The organism is Bradyrhizobium sp. 6(2017) (genome assembly GCF_011058295.2).
Lineage (GTDB): Bacteria > Pseudomonadota > Alphaproteobacteria > Rhizobiales > Xanthobacteraceae > Bradyrhizobium > Bradyrhizobium septentrionale.
The window spans coordinates 4,058,110-4,072,716 of record NZ_CP049289.2 but is presented as its reverse complement, the minus strand read 5'-3'; the positions used below and the strand labels follow the sequence as shown (position 1 = coordinate 4,072,716).

Below are 14,607 nucleotides of genomic sequence, written 5' to 3'. Positions count from 1 at the left end.
CGTCAGGACCCCTCCGCATGGCGAATGCAGGTTCCGTCGCTTCCAAAGATGTGCAGGTGACGCGGCTCCAGCGCGAAGGAGACAATGTCGCCCGGCCGCGCGGCGACGCGGCCCGGAGTGACCGCGATCAGCATGCGACCACCGCAATCGCCTGCGACATGCGACTGATCGCCGAGCCATTGGTTGGAGACGACCTTGACCCTGACGTCGCCGGTCCCGACCACGATCTTCTGCGGACGAATGCCGATCCGGACCTCTCGCGTGCTCGTGAGCGCCTTCGCCGCCTCACTGTCGAGCCCGGCACCGCTGATATCGAAACTCATGTCTGTTCCGACCGAGAGGCGGAAGCCGCCATCCGACCGCGCCACCTCGGCGTCGAGCAGATTCATCGGCGGCTCGCCAATGAAGCTCGCGACGAACAAATTGGCGGGCCTGCCCTTCAATTTCTTCTCACTGGCGAACTGCTGCAGCACGCCGCCTTCCATCACCGCGATGCGGTCGGCCAGCGCACTCGCTTCGGTCTGGTCGTGGGTGACGAAGATCGCGGTCATGCCTCGCTCGGCAAGCAGGCTCTTGATCCGGCCGCGCAGCACCGCACGCAGCTGCGGTTCGAGCTGCCCCATCGGCTCGTCGAGCAGATAGAGATCGGCGTCGCGCACCAACGCACGCGCCAGCGACACGCGCTGTTGCTGGCCGCCGGAGATCGCGCGCGGATAGCTGTCGAGGATGTCCTCGATTTCGACCAGGCGGGCAATCTCGTCGACGCGACGCTTCATCTCGCCGCGCGGCAGCTGAGCGGATTTCAGCGCGAACGCGATGTTCTCGCGGACCGTGAGCGGCGGATAAAGCGAATAACCCTCGAAGGCCATCGCCACCTTGCGCCGCGCCGGCGGCAGCTCGTGGATCCGCCGCCCGCCGAGCGCGATCGATCCGGCGGAGACGTCCTCGAACCCCGCGATCATGCGCAGTGTCGAGGTCTTGCCGCAGCCCGACGATCCCAGCAGCGCGACGATCTCGCCCTTCTCGACGGCCATGTCGAGCGCCCGCACCGCGTGCACCGGTGGCTTGCCGCGGCTACGGTAGACCTTGTCGATGCCTTGAAGCTCGAGCATGTCCATGGCCATCCGCTCCTATGCCGCCTTGAGCCGCGGCGACGGCCCGATCCGGAGCCCGGTCGCGCGATCGAACAGCATCGCGGCATCGGGCGCGAAGCGGACGAAGACGGTATCGTCGGCCGCACCTTTCGACGCATCCGGCGGCAGCGCCGCCAGCCATTCGGTTCCATCAGCGAGACGCAGCAGCAGCACCGCCTTCTCGTGCATCGGCGTGATCGCGAGAATGCGCGCCGGAATGGCGTCGTCCGTGGACACGGGTGAGACCGCGAGATCCTCCGGCCGGACGCCAAGCCAGCACGGACCGGTGGGTGCCACGCCATCGGCAGCACCGAGCCGCATCCTGGCGCCAGCGACCGCGGCCGATAGCAAGCCGTGCTCCGCGATCGGTGAAACCTCGGCGAGGTTGATGGTCGGGTCGCCGAACAGCCGGGCGACCACAACCGACGCGGGCTGGGCATAGATATCGGCGGGCGTCGCGACCTGCGCCAGCCGGCCGTCGACCAGCACCGCGATGCGGTCGGCGATCGCCATCGCCTCGCGGTAGTCCTGGGTCACGTAGAGCACCGCGGCGGTTCCGCGCCGCAGCAGGTTCGGCAGCTCGAGCCGCATCTCGTAGCGCAGCTTGGCGTCGACGTTGCGCAGGGGATCATCCAGCAGCAGCACATCGGGATTGCCGATCAGCGCCCGCGCCAACGCCGTCCTCTGCTTTTGTCCGTTCGACAATTCGCGCGGCGTGTGGCCGAGCACGTGCTCGATCTTGAGCAGCTTGCTGATCGCGGCAACGCGGCCCGCGACATCGCTGCCGCCGGCCCTGGCGCGCAGCCCGCTTGCGATATTGTCGCGGGCGGTCATGTGCGGGAACAGGGCAAAATTCTGGAACGCCATGCCGATACCGCGCCGCTCGGGTGGGGCACCGACGATCGAGCGACCGCCGACCAGAATGTCGCCGTCGTCAGGCTCGAACATGCCCGCGATCATGCGCAGCAGCACGGTCTTGCCGCTGCCGGATGGTCCGAACACCGCCACGATCTCGCCGGGCTCGACCGCCAGCGACAGTCCGTCGGCGGGCCGTGCCGCACCGAAGGCCTTGCTCACCGAATTGATCTCGAGACGCGCCATCGGGTCAGCCTTTCACCGCGCCGAGCGAGAGACCTTCGACCAGATAGCGCTGCGCATAGAGCGCCAGCAACAGGGTCGGCGTCACCGACAGCACGATCGCCGCCGCGATCTGGCCGTACTGGATTCCGGATGCGGTGACGAAGGCGAGCGCGCCGACCGTTACCGGCTGCTTGTCGGCGGAGGCCAGGATCAGGGCGAAGACGAAATTGTTCCAGCAGAAGATGAACGACAGCAGCCCCGCCGCGGCGATCCCCGGGCCTGCCAGCGGCACCGCGATCTTGATGAAGGCCTCGCTCCAGGAATGCCCGGCCAGCCGGTAGGCATGCTCGATATCAGGACTGATATCCTCGAAGTAGCCGCGCACGATCCACAGGATCAAAGGCAGCGCGATTAACTGATAGACCCAGACGATACCGATATAGGTGTCGTTGAGGCCGAGCTCCTGGTAGTACAGCGACAGCGGCAACAGCACGAGCAGCGGCGGCGCGAAGCGGAACGACAGCAGCGTGAAGGCGATGGTCTCGCCGAGGCGAAACTTGTAGCGCGCAAAGGCATAGGCTGCCGGCACCCCGAGCAATAGCGCAAGCAGCACCGCCGCGCTCGACAGCACGACACTGTTGAAAAGATTGCGCATGAACGAGATTTGCAGATTGCCGGCCACGGTGCGCAGCTGGCCGGAGATCAGCGCCTCGTAATTCGCAAGCGTCGGCTCGAACAGGATCCGCGGCGGAATCCGCAGGATCTGGTCGTTGCTCTGGAACGACATCAGGAAGATCCAGACGATCGGAAACATGAAGAAGATCAGGATCAGCGTGAGCGCCACGCCGCGGAAGACGCGACCGGCAAGGCTGGAATGCTCCATCGTGCCCCTCCCCGTCACGCGTGGCCGTGCGCACGCGCGCGCAACCGCAGCCAGTTCTTGATGAAGATATTCGAAAGGATGTTGGTGATGAGCCACAGGATCATCAACAACGCCGCTGATCTGCCGACATTGGTGTACTGGAAGAATTCCAGATAGGCCTGCACCTGGAACACCATCAGCCGGTCGCCGGGGCCGCCCTGCGTCATCGCATAGATGATGTCGAACTGCTGGATCGAGTCGAGCAGGCGGAATAGCGACGCCGTGATGATGTAGGGCGCAAGCATCGGCAGCGTGATGCGGAAGAAGACAAAACTCGCCGGCACGCCGTCGAGCGCGGCGGCCTCGAACGGCTGCCGCGGCAGCGAGCGCAGCCCCGCCAGCAGCAGGATCATGATGAAGGGCGTGTAGACCCAGACGTCGACCAGCACGACCGTGAACAGCGCCGTCGACGGATCGGAGGCCCATTTGAAATCGGTGACGCCGAACAGGCTGACCAGATAGGACAGGATGCCGAAGCTCGGATTGGTCATCAGCTTCCACATCAGCGCGGCGATCGCCGGCGCCGTCATCAGCGGCAGCAACAGCATGATCGAAACCGCATTGTGGAAGCGGGTCGGCCGGCGCAGCAGCAGCGCAATGCCAAGGCCCAGCAGCAGCTCGAGCACGACCGTCAACGCGGTGTAGGTGATCGAGACGCGAAACGTATTCCAGAACGCGGGGTCGGAGAGAAAGTCGATATAGTTGTCCAGGCCGATGAAACCGCGCAGATAAGGCAGGTTCAGCCGGTAGCGCTGCAGCGAATAGATCGCCGCGGTCACGAACGGAACCAGGATCGCCACGCAGATCAGCAGCGCCGGCAGGCTCAGCAGGTATGGCAGCAGGCGGCCGCGCGGCCGTGGCTTGGCCGGCGCCGTCGGCGCGTTCGTTTGAAGAAGTTGGACCATGCTCATGATGATACGAGATCGCCTTCGGCTGGCAACGCCGCCGGCTCGGAATGGGGCTAGTCTCCGAGCCGGCGGAAGGGCGTGGTGCAGAGGAGGATCAGGCACCACGCAGTTGATCCGTCAGCCGAGACCGGCCTGCTTGAGCTGCCGGTTGATGCTGTCGGCGAGCTTGTCCAGCCCCTCGTCGACGCTGACCTCCTTCGCCACCATCTTCTGCAGCGAGGCGGCCCACTCGGTCGTCAGGTCGAAGAACAGCGGCTGCGCCGTGAAGTAGATCTTGGCGCCGGGCGCGGAGACGTCGTGCTGCTCGAGGTAGCCGGGATAGGATTTCGCGATGCGATCGCGGAACTCGCTGTCCTTCCACACCGAGGCGCGGACCGGATTGACGAAGTCCATCTTGCGCGCACCGAACAGGTCGTGCTCGACGGAGGCGGCCCACTGCATGAACAGCCACGCCGCGTCCTTCTGCTTGGAAAAGGTCGACATCGCGAGCGACCAGATCCAGACGTTCGGGTTGGCGCCTTGGCGGCCGGATTGGCGGCAAACGGCGCGTAGCCGAGATGCCCCTTCTCCTTGTTGTCGCCGCCATTCATGAAGTAGCCGAGGATATCGGCATCGAAGATCATGCCGGAGGCGCCGGCGCCGACGTCGGTGCCAACCTGGTACCAGGTGTAGGTCGACCAGTTCTTCGGACCCGAGGTCTGGATCATCTTGACCCATTTGTCGTGGAAGTCCTTCGAGGCCTTGGTGTTCATCGCGGCCTTCAGCTTGCCGCCCTCCATCACAAAATCCTTCTGGCCGAAGTTCGAATAGGCCGACAGGAATCCAGGATGGATGCTCGCCCAGGAGCGTGAGCCGCGCACACCGACGCCGTAGGGCCCGCCGGCGTCCTTGGTGATCTTGGCCGCGACCTCCAGCATCTCGTCGAGGTTCTTCGGCGGCTTGACGCCGACCTTGTCGAAGATGTTGCGGTTGTAGGTGATGTTGTTGAGCTCATAGCCCCAGGGGATGCACCACTGCTTGGCCTTGCCCGAGCCGAGTTCGGAGCCGGCAACGCCATCCCACGCCGTGGAGGCGCGCAGGCCCGGCAGCACGTCGTCCCAGGCGAAGGCCGGGTTGGTCTTGGCGGGATCCTTGATGTAGGTATTGAGGTCCTCGATCCAGCCCGCCGGACCGTAGGTCCAGGTCATGTAGGCGCCGGTCATGAAGGCATCGTACTGGTCCGACTTCGACGACAGTGCCGCCGTCACCTTGTCGAAATAGACGTCCTCCGGGAAGATGTCGTAGGTGACATTCATGCCGGTCAGCGACTTGAACGCCTCGATGTCGCCGATCATCGCGTCGACGTAAGGGTGCTTGTTCAGCAGCAGCTTGACGCTCTTGCCGCTCTGAGCCTTCCAGTTGAAGTCCGCGGCCATCGCCTTCGACACCGAGGAGGCGAAGGCGGCGTTTGCAGCGATGCCCGCGATGCCGAGCTTGGCGGCGCCGTCGAGGAGATCGCGGCGGCTGATGCGTTTGGCAGCGTAGGAGTCGAACAGATTCTTCTCGCGATCGAACATGTATTTCCTCTCCTTGTTGACGCTTGTTATGTGTCCTTCCGGGTCTTGCTTCTTGCCTTGCCGGATGTGGTCTCCGGCTTGTCGGTGGCGAGCGCTTTTGCAGTCGCTTCGTCGATGATGAGGCCGTGCAGAACGCCGCTGCGCAGCACCCCGCGCAGCGCGGTCACCTTGGCCGGCCCGCCGCCGATGGCGACGATCCGGTGCTTCGTGAGATCGGGCATGCTCATGGAGGTGGCGCGGGCCGAGAGATCGGTGTCCAGCACGGTTCCGTCGGCGCTGAAGAAGTGTCCGAGCAGATCGGCGCAGGCGCCGACACGCTTCAGCTCGACGAGTTCGTCGGGCTTGATCATGCCGCTCGAGACCAGAAAGCCGTCGCGGCTGATCTGGCCGATGCCGACGAACAGCAGCGAGGCCTTGCGCGCCAGCGCGAACACGTCGGCAATGCCGAATTGCTGCATCAGCACGGCGCGGTCGGCGACCGAATTGGCGAACACCGGCACCGGCAACAGATAGGCTTCCGCGCCGGTGCGCTCGGCGAGCTTGTGAATCACGTCGAACGGATTGGCGGCAAATTTTCGCGTCAGCCCGCCGAGCAGCGACACGAATTGCGCGTCGCGCGCCGGCGTTTGCGGCATCTGCTCGACCACGGCGGCGAGCGTGCGGCCATGGCCGACGCCGATCACCTTGTCGTCGCCGCGCTCGAGGATCTGGCGTAGAAAGCTCGCGCCCTCCAGCGCCAGCGCCTTCAGCGGCAGATCGCCCTCACCGAGATCGGGGGCGACGCGGCAGAACGAGAGGCCAAAGCGCTGCGTGAGATCGTTCTCCAGCGCGACGCATTCGGCGACCGGTCCCTCGACGAAAACGCGAATCATGCCCTCGCGGCTGGCGCGCGCGATCAGGCGGTGCGCCTTGGTGCTCTGGATGTTGAGGCGGTCTGCGACCTCCGACTGCGTGAGCCCGGCCGCGAAATACAGCCACGCTGCCCGCGTCGCGAGCGACGCCTCGCCGTCGATCACCGGCAGCCTGTCGGGCGGTGTAGCCATGTCCGGAAAAGTCCGCTTGCAAATTTCTTCACGTCCTGCAAAAAATTGCAGAGGCCGGACGGGGCGTCAATCCCCCAAACGTGCTGCAGCGCAACCAATGTTGGAAGCGCGCGCACCAAACAGCGGTGAAGTCGCATGGGAGGTTTGTATCTCGGCATTGATGTCGGAACCGGAGGCGTCCGCGCCTGTGCAATCGATACTGAGGCCGGCATCCGCGGCTTCGCTTCAGTCGCGCTGCCCGTACCGCGCGTCGACGGCAACGCGATCGACCAGACACCGGAGCTCTGGTGGCAGGCCGCGGTGGCGGCAATCCGCAAGCTTGGCGAGACCGTCGGTCTCGGCGACATCACGCGCATCGTCGTCGACGGCACATCGGGCACGCTATTGCTGGTCGATGCGATCGGCCGCCCCTGCTCGCCGGGTCTGATGTACAATGACGCGCGCGCCACACGTGAGGCGATGCGCGTGGCGGCAATCGCACCGCTCGAAAGCGGCGCGCATGGCGCGAGCAGCGCGCTCGCCAAGCTGCTCTATCTCCTGACCCACGGCTATATCGGCGATGCGCGCCACGCCGTACACCAGGCGGACTGGATCGCAGGCCGGCTCGCCAGCTGTCATGGCATCAGCGACGAGAACAACGCGCTGAAGCTCGGTTACGACCCGGTCGCGCGCGCCTGGCCACCCTGGCTTGACCAGCTCGGCGCGCGCGACGATCTGCTTCCCGAGGTGCTGGTGCCGGGCACGCCATTCGCCGAGATGGATCCGCAGATCGCGCGGTCGCTGGGGCTGCCCCCCACAGCGCAGGTCGCGGCGGGCACCACCGATGGCGTTGCGGCCTTCATCGCGACGCGGGCCGACCAGCCGGGCGATGCCGTCACCTCGCTCGGCACCACGCTGGTGGTGAAGCAGCTTGCGACCCAGCCGATCTTCGCGGCCGACCAGGGCGTCTATTCGCACCGGCTCGGCGAGCGCTGGCTCGCCGGCGGTGCCTCGAACTCCGGCGGCGCCGCGCTTCTGGCGCATTTCACCGCCGACGAGATGGAACGGCTGACACCGCAGGTGACGCCCAACGAGCCGACCGGGCTCGACTACTATCCGCTCCCCAAGCCCGGCGAACGCTTTCCGATCGCCGATCCTGCGCTGGCCGCACGGATCACGCCGCGCCCGGCGGAAGATCATCGCTTCTTTCAGGGCCTGCTCGAGGGCATTGCCTCGGTGGAAGCCCTCGCCTATCGGCAGCTGGCGCGGCTCGGCGCACCGCGCCTGCGCCGCGTCATCGGGATCGGCGGCGGCGCGAAGAACGACGCATGGACCAGGATCAGGCACCGCATTCTTGGCGTTCCTGTCTCGGTCGCCGAGCAGACGGAAGCAAGCTACGGCGCCGCCCTGCTGGCGCTGAATGGCGGTCCGCCATGACGGCCGATGCGACCGCGATCGCCGGCCTTCACGCGGTCGTCGACCGCTTCGATCACGTGCTGCTCGACCAATGGGGCACGCTGCACGAGGGGCTGGCGGTGTTCCCTGCGGCGCTGGATTGCGTGGCAAGGCTGCGTGAGGCCGGCAAGCGCATCCTGATCCTCTCCAATTCCGGCAAACGCGCCAGCAGCAATCAGCGACGGCTCGCGGCGCTCGGCCTGCCGCCAGAGGCCTATGACGGCGTGTTGTCCTCGGGCGAGGTCACCTGGCGCGGTCTGCATGCGCGCGAGCAGCCTCCCTTTGCAGGACTTGGACGCGCCTGCTTCCTGATCTCGCGCGACGGAGACCACTCGATCGTCGAAGGCATCGATCTCGCGATGGCTTCGACTGTGTACGAGGCTGATTTCATCCTGCTCGGCGGGCTCGATGATGATACGGCCGAGCCCGAACGCTGGCGTGCGCTGCTGATGGCGGCTGCCGCGCGGCGACTGCCAATGCTGTGCGCCAATCCCGACCTCGTGATGTTCGGCGCCGCCGGGCTGATCCCGGCACCTGGCGCGCTTGCCGCATTCTACCAATCACTCGAGGGTACCGTGCTGTTCGTGGGCAAGCCGTATCCACCGATGTTTGCCGCCGCGCGCGACCAATTGGGACATCCACCGCCGGACCGGATCCTGGTTATCGGCGATTCGCTCGATCACGACATCGCCGGTGGACGTGCCGCCGGCATGCTGACCCTGTTGATCGGCTCCGGCGCCCACCGGGCGACGCTGGCGCAGGCAAGCAATCTGCCGCAAGCGATCAGGATCGCAGCCGGCACGGCGGCACGGATGCCGCACTGGACGATGGACCATCTGATCTGGTGAGAACAGCCCCGATGCGACAGCCTCAAATACTGAACGAATTGCGCCAGATGTCGGCTCGCGTCGGCAGCAATATCCTGCTGGTTCAGGGTGCCGGCGGCAATTCGTCGGTCAAGGATGGCGACGTGCTGTGGGTGAAGGCGTCGGGCACCTGGCTCGCCGATGCCGAGGACAGGGACATTTTCGTACCGGTCGCATTGTCGGCCGCGCGCACGGCGCTGGCGCAAGGCGACGAACGCGTCCCGCTCGCTCCGAACGCCGGGACGACGCTGCGCGCCTCGATCGAGACCTCGCTGCATGCGCTGATGCCGCACCAGGTCGTGCTGCATGTGCATTCGATCAACACCATCGCATGGGCGGTGCGAACCGACGCCCGCGACGAATTTGCCCGGCGACTGGACGGATTGGCCTGGCGTTACCTCGACTATCACCACCCGGGACTGCCGCTCGCACGCGCGGTCAGTGAGGCGATTGCACAGGATGCGGTCGACGTCCTGGTCCTCGGCAATCACGGCCTGGTGGTTGGCGCAGCCACCGGCAATGCGGCGGAGGCCATGGTGGCCGACGTCGAGAAGCGCCTCATGCTGGAGCCGCGCGGCGCGCCAACCGCGGATCACGATGCGCTCCGAACGATCTGCGCAGGCACAAACTATCGCCTGCCGCGGGATCCGCGCTGCCACAACATTGCCACCGACCGCTACAGCCGCGCGATCGCAACCAGCGGCTCGCTTTATCCTGATCACGTCGTCTTCCTTGGCCCGGGACTGCCGGTCCTGGAGCATCGCGAGAAGCTGAACGTCATGATCGCGCGGACCATTGCGGACGGGCTGCCGCCGCCGGTTGCCCTTCTCGTCCCCGACGTCGGCAGCCTGATCCGCGAGGACGCCAGCGACGGCGCGGAAGCCATGCTGAGCTGTCTTGCACTGGTCACCTGCCGCGTCCCCCTGACTGCACGCGTCAACTATCTAGCGGCAGAGAGTGAGCATGCGTTGCTGAATTGGGATGCCGAGCGATATCGCCAACAGCTGACTGCCGATCGCTGATCCGACCAGGACCGAACGATCAAGGCCCTCAATCTTCGAAGCGCCGATGTCCGCCTTACGTCGGAATGATCTTTCCCGACGATTTGTCGAACAGATGCACGCGCTCGAGATCTACTCCTACGTCGAAGGGCCGATCCGGCTCTGCGGTGGTACCGACCGGCACTTGCGCGGTGAATGGAAAGTCGCTGACCGCGCCAATCACCAGCGTGTGCGGCCCCAACGGCTCGACATCCTTCACGATCATGCGGATCGTGCTGCCGGCTGGAGCGCCCTGCGGGAGGACGTGGTCCGGCCGCACGCCAAGCACGACCGGCTTCCCGATGCTCCCCGCATAGGCAGCCTCGCGTGATTTCGGCAATCTCAGCGCTGCTCCCGACGGCGCGGTGAAGAGCAGCGCACCGTCGCGCGCGACGATCTCGCCATGGATGAAATTCATGCTGGGTGCGCCGATAAAGCCCGCCACAAAGAGATTGCTCGGCTGCTCGTACAGCGTGATCGGGTCGGCCGCCTGCTCGATCCGGCCGCGGTTCATCACGACGACACGATCGGCCATCGTCATGGCTTCGACCTGGTCATGCGTCACATAGACGATGGTCTTGGCGAGCCGGCGATGCAGCGCCTTGATCTCGGTCCGCATCTCGATACGGAGTTTGGCATCGAGATTCGACAGCGGCTCGTCGAACAGAAAGACATCGGGGCTGCGCACGATGGCGCGGCCGATCGCCACGCGCTGGCGTTGGCCGCCCGAGAGCTGCTTGGGACGCCGGTCAAGATACTGCTCGAGGTCGAGTACCCGCGCCACATCCTTGACCGCCTTCTCGATGCCGGCGCGTGGTTCGCCCCGCACCTTCATGCCATAGGTGATATTCTCGCCGACGGTCATATGCGGATAGAGCGCGTAGTTCTGAAACACCATGGCGCAATTGCGCAACCCGGGCGCAACTGGGTGACGTCGCGGTTTCCGATGCGGATGGTGCCGCTGGTGACGGTCTCAAGTCCCGCGATCATCCGCAAGGTTGTCGTCTTGCCGCAGCCGGACGGACCGACAAGCACGACAAACTCCTTGTCGGCGACGTTGAGATCAAGCCCTTCGATGATCTTGTAGGGCCCGTATGCCTTGCTGACGTTCTCGATCTCGACGTGAGCCATAAAGTCCTGTTTCCGTCTCTTGCCGGAGATCATTGAGCCCCGGATGACGATCGCGCGTCATCCGGGACCATCTCAATGGCATGCTAGTTCTTGCTAGTTCCTGGGCGGCAGGCCCATCGCCGCGCGATAGGCGGCGAGCTGCTTGGCACGGCCGAACTCGTCGGTCAGCCGGTTCCATTCCTTCGCGATCGCGTCGAGCGCGGCCTTCGGCGTGGTCTGGCCTGCCAGCGCCTTGCCGAGTTCGATCTCCACGACCTCGGTGTAGGAGAAGTAGCCCGGCAGACGCATGTCGAGCGCGACATTCTTGGCGTTGATGGAGTCGGACTGCGCGCCGAGGTATTCCTTGGCCTCCTCAGGCGAGAAGATCTTGCTCCAGAGCTGGAGATTGGCGGTGTGCGACTTGCGATAGGGATTGACGCCGCTGCCGCCGGTGATCGCCGCCTGGCCGGACACGTCGGGGCTGGTCAGCGTCTTGACGAAGTCCCAGGCCGCCTGCTGGTTCTTGCCGGCCTTCGGCACCGCGATCTGCCAGCCGCCGAACGCCATGAACGGGCCCGGCACAACACTCGGGAACTTGTCCCAGGTCTTGGTCTTGGCGTTCCAGATCTCGTCCGAACCGGGCAGCATCGCCGAGCCGACCTTGCCCGAGATCTTCGATTGCTTGGGATCGGCGGCGATGACGCCGGTGTCGCCCCAGCCGATCGACTCGGCCACCTGACCGCCGGCCACCGCCGCGTTCACCTCGCCGAACGAGAAGTTCAGCGCGTTGGGCGGGCCGAGCTTGGAGGCGCGGATGTATTCCTCCAGTCCCTTCACCCAGCCCGGATTGTTGATCTGCGCATCCATCGTCTCGGGATCGAAGAACATCGCGCCCGGATAGTTCGGATTGTTGGTGTAAGCCGCAGCATGGCTGAAGAAGAACCAGAACTGCTGGCCACCGCGGCGGAATGCCTCCGCCGTTCCCCACAATCCCTTGTCCGGGCGCTGGAAGAACTCGGCGATGTCGAGATACTGTTTCCAGGTCTTTGGCGGCGCGAGGTCATAGCCGTATTTGGCCTTGAACGCCTCCTTCTCCTTGGGATCGCCGAACAGATCGGTGCGGTAGGTGTAGGTGTGGACGTCGCCGTCCATCGACTGCGAATATATCTTGCCTTCCCACACCATCAGGCGCTCGCGGTAGGCCGGCTCGATGTCATCCCAGTCCTTGCCGGACTGCATCTCCTTCGGCATCTCGCTGAGATAGGGCACGAAGTCCGGCAGCCAGGCCGGCGCGAAGCTGACGAGATCGAATGTCGCGTCCGATGCCGTGAGCGAGGTCGCGATCTTCGGATAGAGCTCCGACCACGGAAACTCGACGACGTTGACCTTGCCGCAGGTCTTCTTCGCCCATTCGTCGGCGCCGAGCTTGAGCGCGGACGCGATATAGGGGCCGGTCTGCGACGCCACCGTCAGGGTGACGCCGGTATAGTCCGGGCTGCAGGCAGCGCTCGCCTCGCCCACGCCGCAAACTGTCGCCAGCGAAGTGGCAAGCATCAGGAACGTTCGTCGCAACATTATTTTTGTCCTCCCTAGGTTTTCTTACTTGATAGCTCCGAGCAGCAGGCCCGACCGCATCATCCGGCTGAGCAAACCTGCCATGATCATCATCGGAACGATGGCGACGAGCGCCGCCGCCGAGATCGCCCACCATTCGTCGCCGCGCTGGCTATTCTGCCCCGCCACGAGGATCGGAAGCGTCTGCCATCGCGAATTGGTCAGGAACAGCGCGAACAGGAACTCGTTCCAGACAAAGGCCAGCGTGATCATGAACGTCGCGAGCAACCCGTTCATCGACATCGGCACCACGATGCCGATGAAGATGCGCCAGCTCGGCACGTTGTCGACCATCGCTGCTTCCTCAACCTCGATCGGAACAGCCTCGAAGAAGTCGCGCATCAGCCAGACCACGATCGGAAGCGAGAAGGCGACGTAACACAGCGTCAGGCCGATATAGCTGTCGATCAGCTGGAAGCCGAGCCGGCCGATCTCGCTGTAGAGCAGATAGAGCGCAAATGCGGTGACGATCGGCGGGAACATGCGCTGGCTGACGAACCAGAACAGAATGTCCTCGTTACCGAGAATCGGCCCAGGCAGCGGCAGGCGGTTGGCAATGATCGCAACGGCCAGCGCGATCGGGAATGCGAGCAGCAGCGCCTGCGGTCGGGTGAATCCAAAATTGTTGTTGAAGACGAGGTAACCGCCAAGTGCGAGCAGGAAGAAGGCAAGGCCTGCACCGAGCCGGACCCTGAATTCGAACCGCACCAGCGCATAGGCGGCCATCGCGCCGATCGCGGTGGCGATCGCGGCTGCCGAGAGGCCCACGATGGTCGAGTTCAGGAAGGTCCGGAAGAACTCGCCGCGGATGCCCTGATAGAGGTCGATGAAGGGCTGCAAGGTCGGCGTGAAGTCGATGAATGGCAGATAGGTCGGGCCGCCGACCACGCCGGGCGGTGTCTTGAACGCGGTCACGACCACCCAGTAGAGCGGAAACACGGTGATCAGGCACCAGGCGAGAACACCCGCGGCGACCAGCCGGCGGCTCCAAGGCGACAGTCCGGTCAGGCCCTGCCCGCTCATCGGCGCTTCTCCAGATGCGGCCGGAGCAGCGCCAGATAAGTGACGCCGATGATCGTGATGGCGATCAAGAACAGGAAGCTGAGTGCCGACGTGTAGCCGAGATTGAACTTCTTGAAGCCCTCCTGATAGGCGAACAGGGTCAGGGTCTCGGTATCGACGCCAGGTCCGCCGCCCGTCATCACGAACACGGTGTCCATGATCTTGTAGCTCTCGATCAGGCGAATGAAGACCACCGCCGCCGAGATCGGCAGCAGCATCGGAAAGGTGATGCCCCAAAACTGCTGCCAGGCGCTGGCGTTCTCGAGCTCGGCGGCCTCGTAGACGTCCTCCGGCAGCGTCTGCAGGCCGGCCAGCATCATCAGGATGATAAAGGGCGTCCACTGCCAGACCTCGACCGCGATGATGCAGGCCAGCGCCCAGTGTCCATTGGTGAGGAACGGCAAATTGACCAGGCCGAACTTGCCCAAGAGCTGATTGAGCGGTCCCATGGTCGGGTTGAAGATCATGCGCGCGACCAGTGCGACCGCGACCGGCGCGAGCAGCATCGGCAGCAGCAACGCGACGCGAAACAGCCGTTCGCCTGGCACGCGCGCATTGAGCGCGAGCGCCACGCCAAATCCGATTACATATTGCAGCCCGACGGCGATGAAGGCGATCAGCGTCGTGGTGAAGATCGCATTCCAGAACCGCGGCTCCTGCAGCAGCGTCGCATAATTACCGAGCCAAACCACCCGCGGCGGGATCGGCGGAATCAGGCGGTAGCTGAGGAAGCTGGTGGTCAGCGAATAGATCAGCGGAAAGATCGAGATCGCCAGCACGACGAGCACCGCCGGCCAGATGAAGACGTGCTTGATCGGATCATTCCGCATCATCGGAGG

The 14,607-nt window shown here is 64.8% G+C and carries 11 protein-coding genes and 2 pseudogenes; 3 read left to right on the top strand and 10 right to left on the bottom strand.

Translation table 11 applies throughout. The annotated features are described in order from the left end of the window. Window positions 1–2 precede the first annotated feature (2 nt). The 6 genes and pseudogenes from G6P99_RS18815 to G6P99_RS18790 form a co-directional block, all read right to left on the bottom strand. Window positions 3–1,118, bottom strand: coding sequence for an ABC transporter ATP-binding protein (locus tag G6P99_RS18815; protein ID WP_371261128.1), 1,116 nt, complete (start codon window positions 1,116–1,118; stop codon window positions 3–5). Between the two features lie 12 nt (window positions 1,119–1,130). Continuing rightward, window positions 1,131–2,234 (bottom strand): ABC transporter ATP-binding protein, encoded by a 1,104-nt coding sequence (locus G6P99_RS18810; protein WP_029078420.1) that lies wholly within the window; start codon window positions 2,232–2,234, stop codon window positions 1,131–1,133. A gap of 4 nt (window positions 2,235–2,238) precedes the next feature. Then, window positions 2,239–3,096 (bottom strand): carbohydrate ABC transporter permease, encoded by an 858-nt coding sequence (locus tag G6P99_RS18805; protein WP_029078419.1) that lies wholly within the window; start codon window positions 3,094–3,096, stop codon window positions 2,239–2,241. Between the two features lie 14 nt (window positions 3,097–3,110). Beyond that, window positions 3,111–4,040 (bottom strand): carbohydrate ABC transporter permease, encoded by a 930-nt coding sequence (locus G6P99_RS18800; protein WP_156928395.1) that lies wholly within the window; start codon window positions 4,038–4,040, stop codon window positions 3,111–3,113. Window positions 4,041–4,160: 120 nt separating this feature from the next. Further along, window positions 4,161–5,599, bottom strand: a pseudogene (locus tag G6P99_RS18795) (ABC transporter substrate-binding protein). A 26-nt stretch (window positions 5,600–5,625) separates the two neighbouring features. After that, on the bottom strand, window positions 5,626–6,642 hold the full coding sequence (locus tag G6P99_RS18790; RefSeq protein WP_029078416.1) for a sugar-binding transcriptional regulator: 1,017 nt from the start codon (window positions 6,640–6,642) through the stop codon (window positions 5,626–5,628). A 135-nt stretch (window positions 6,643–6,777) separates the two neighbouring features. Here G6P99_RS18790 and G6P99_RS18785 point away from each other — a divergent pair, with 135 nt between their 5' ends. Genes G6P99_RS18785 through G6P99_RS18775 form a run of 3 tightly spaced genes read left to right on the top strand, consistent with a single transcriptional unit; the run spans window position 6,778 to window position 9,964 of the window. Next, entirely contained in the window at window positions 6,778–8,058 is a 1,281-nt protein-coding gene (locus G6P99_RS18785; RefSeq protein ID WP_029078415.1) for an FGGY-family carbohydrate kinase, read from the top strand. After that, window positions 8,055–8,924, top strand: coding sequence for a TIGR01459 family HAD-type hydrolase (locus G6P99_RS18780; RefSeq protein ID WP_029078414.1), 870 nt, complete (start codon window positions 8,055–8,057; stop codon window positions 8,922–8,924). Before G6P99_RS18785 ends, G6P99_RS18780 begins: the two co-directional genes overlap by 4 nt. 11 nt (window positions 8,925–8,935) lie before the next feature. After that, window positions 8,936–9,964, top strand: a complete 1,029-nt coding sequence (locus tag G6P99_RS18775; protein WP_029078413.1) for a class II aldolase/adducin family protein — start codon at window positions 8,936–8,938, stop codon at window positions 9,962–9,964. A gap of 55 nt (window positions 9,965–10,019) precedes the next feature. Here the strand turns inward: G6P99_RS18775 and G6P99_RS18770 are convergent. The 4 genes and pseudogenes from G6P99_RS18770 to G6P99_RS18755 form a co-directional block, all read right to left on the bottom strand. Further along, window positions 10,020–11,113 (bottom strand): annotated as a pseudogene (locus G6P99_RS18770) (ABC transporter ATP-binding protein). Window positions 11,114–11,206: 93 nt separating this feature from the next. After that, window positions 11,207–12,667: an extracellular solute-binding protein gene (locus G6P99_RS18765; RefSeq protein WP_029078411.1), complete on the bottom strand. Its 1,461-nt coding sequence runs from the start codon at window positions 12,665–12,667 to the stop codon at window positions 11,207–11,209. A 24-nt stretch (window positions 12,668–12,691) separates the two neighbouring features. After that, window positions 12,692–13,729, bottom strand: a complete 1,038-nt coding sequence (locus G6P99_RS18760) for a carbohydrate ABC transporter permease (RefSeq protein WP_029078410.1) — start codon at window positions 13,727–13,729, stop codon at window positions 12,692–12,694. Continuing rightward, window positions 13,726–14,601, bottom strand: coding sequence for a carbohydrate ABC transporter permease (locus tag G6P99_RS18755; protein ID WP_029078409.1), 876 nt, complete (start codon window positions 14,599–14,601; stop codon window positions 13,726–13,728). Before G6P99_RS18755 ends, G6P99_RS18760 begins: the two co-directional genes overlap by 4 nt. Window positions 14,602–14,607: the final 6 nt, after the last annotated feature.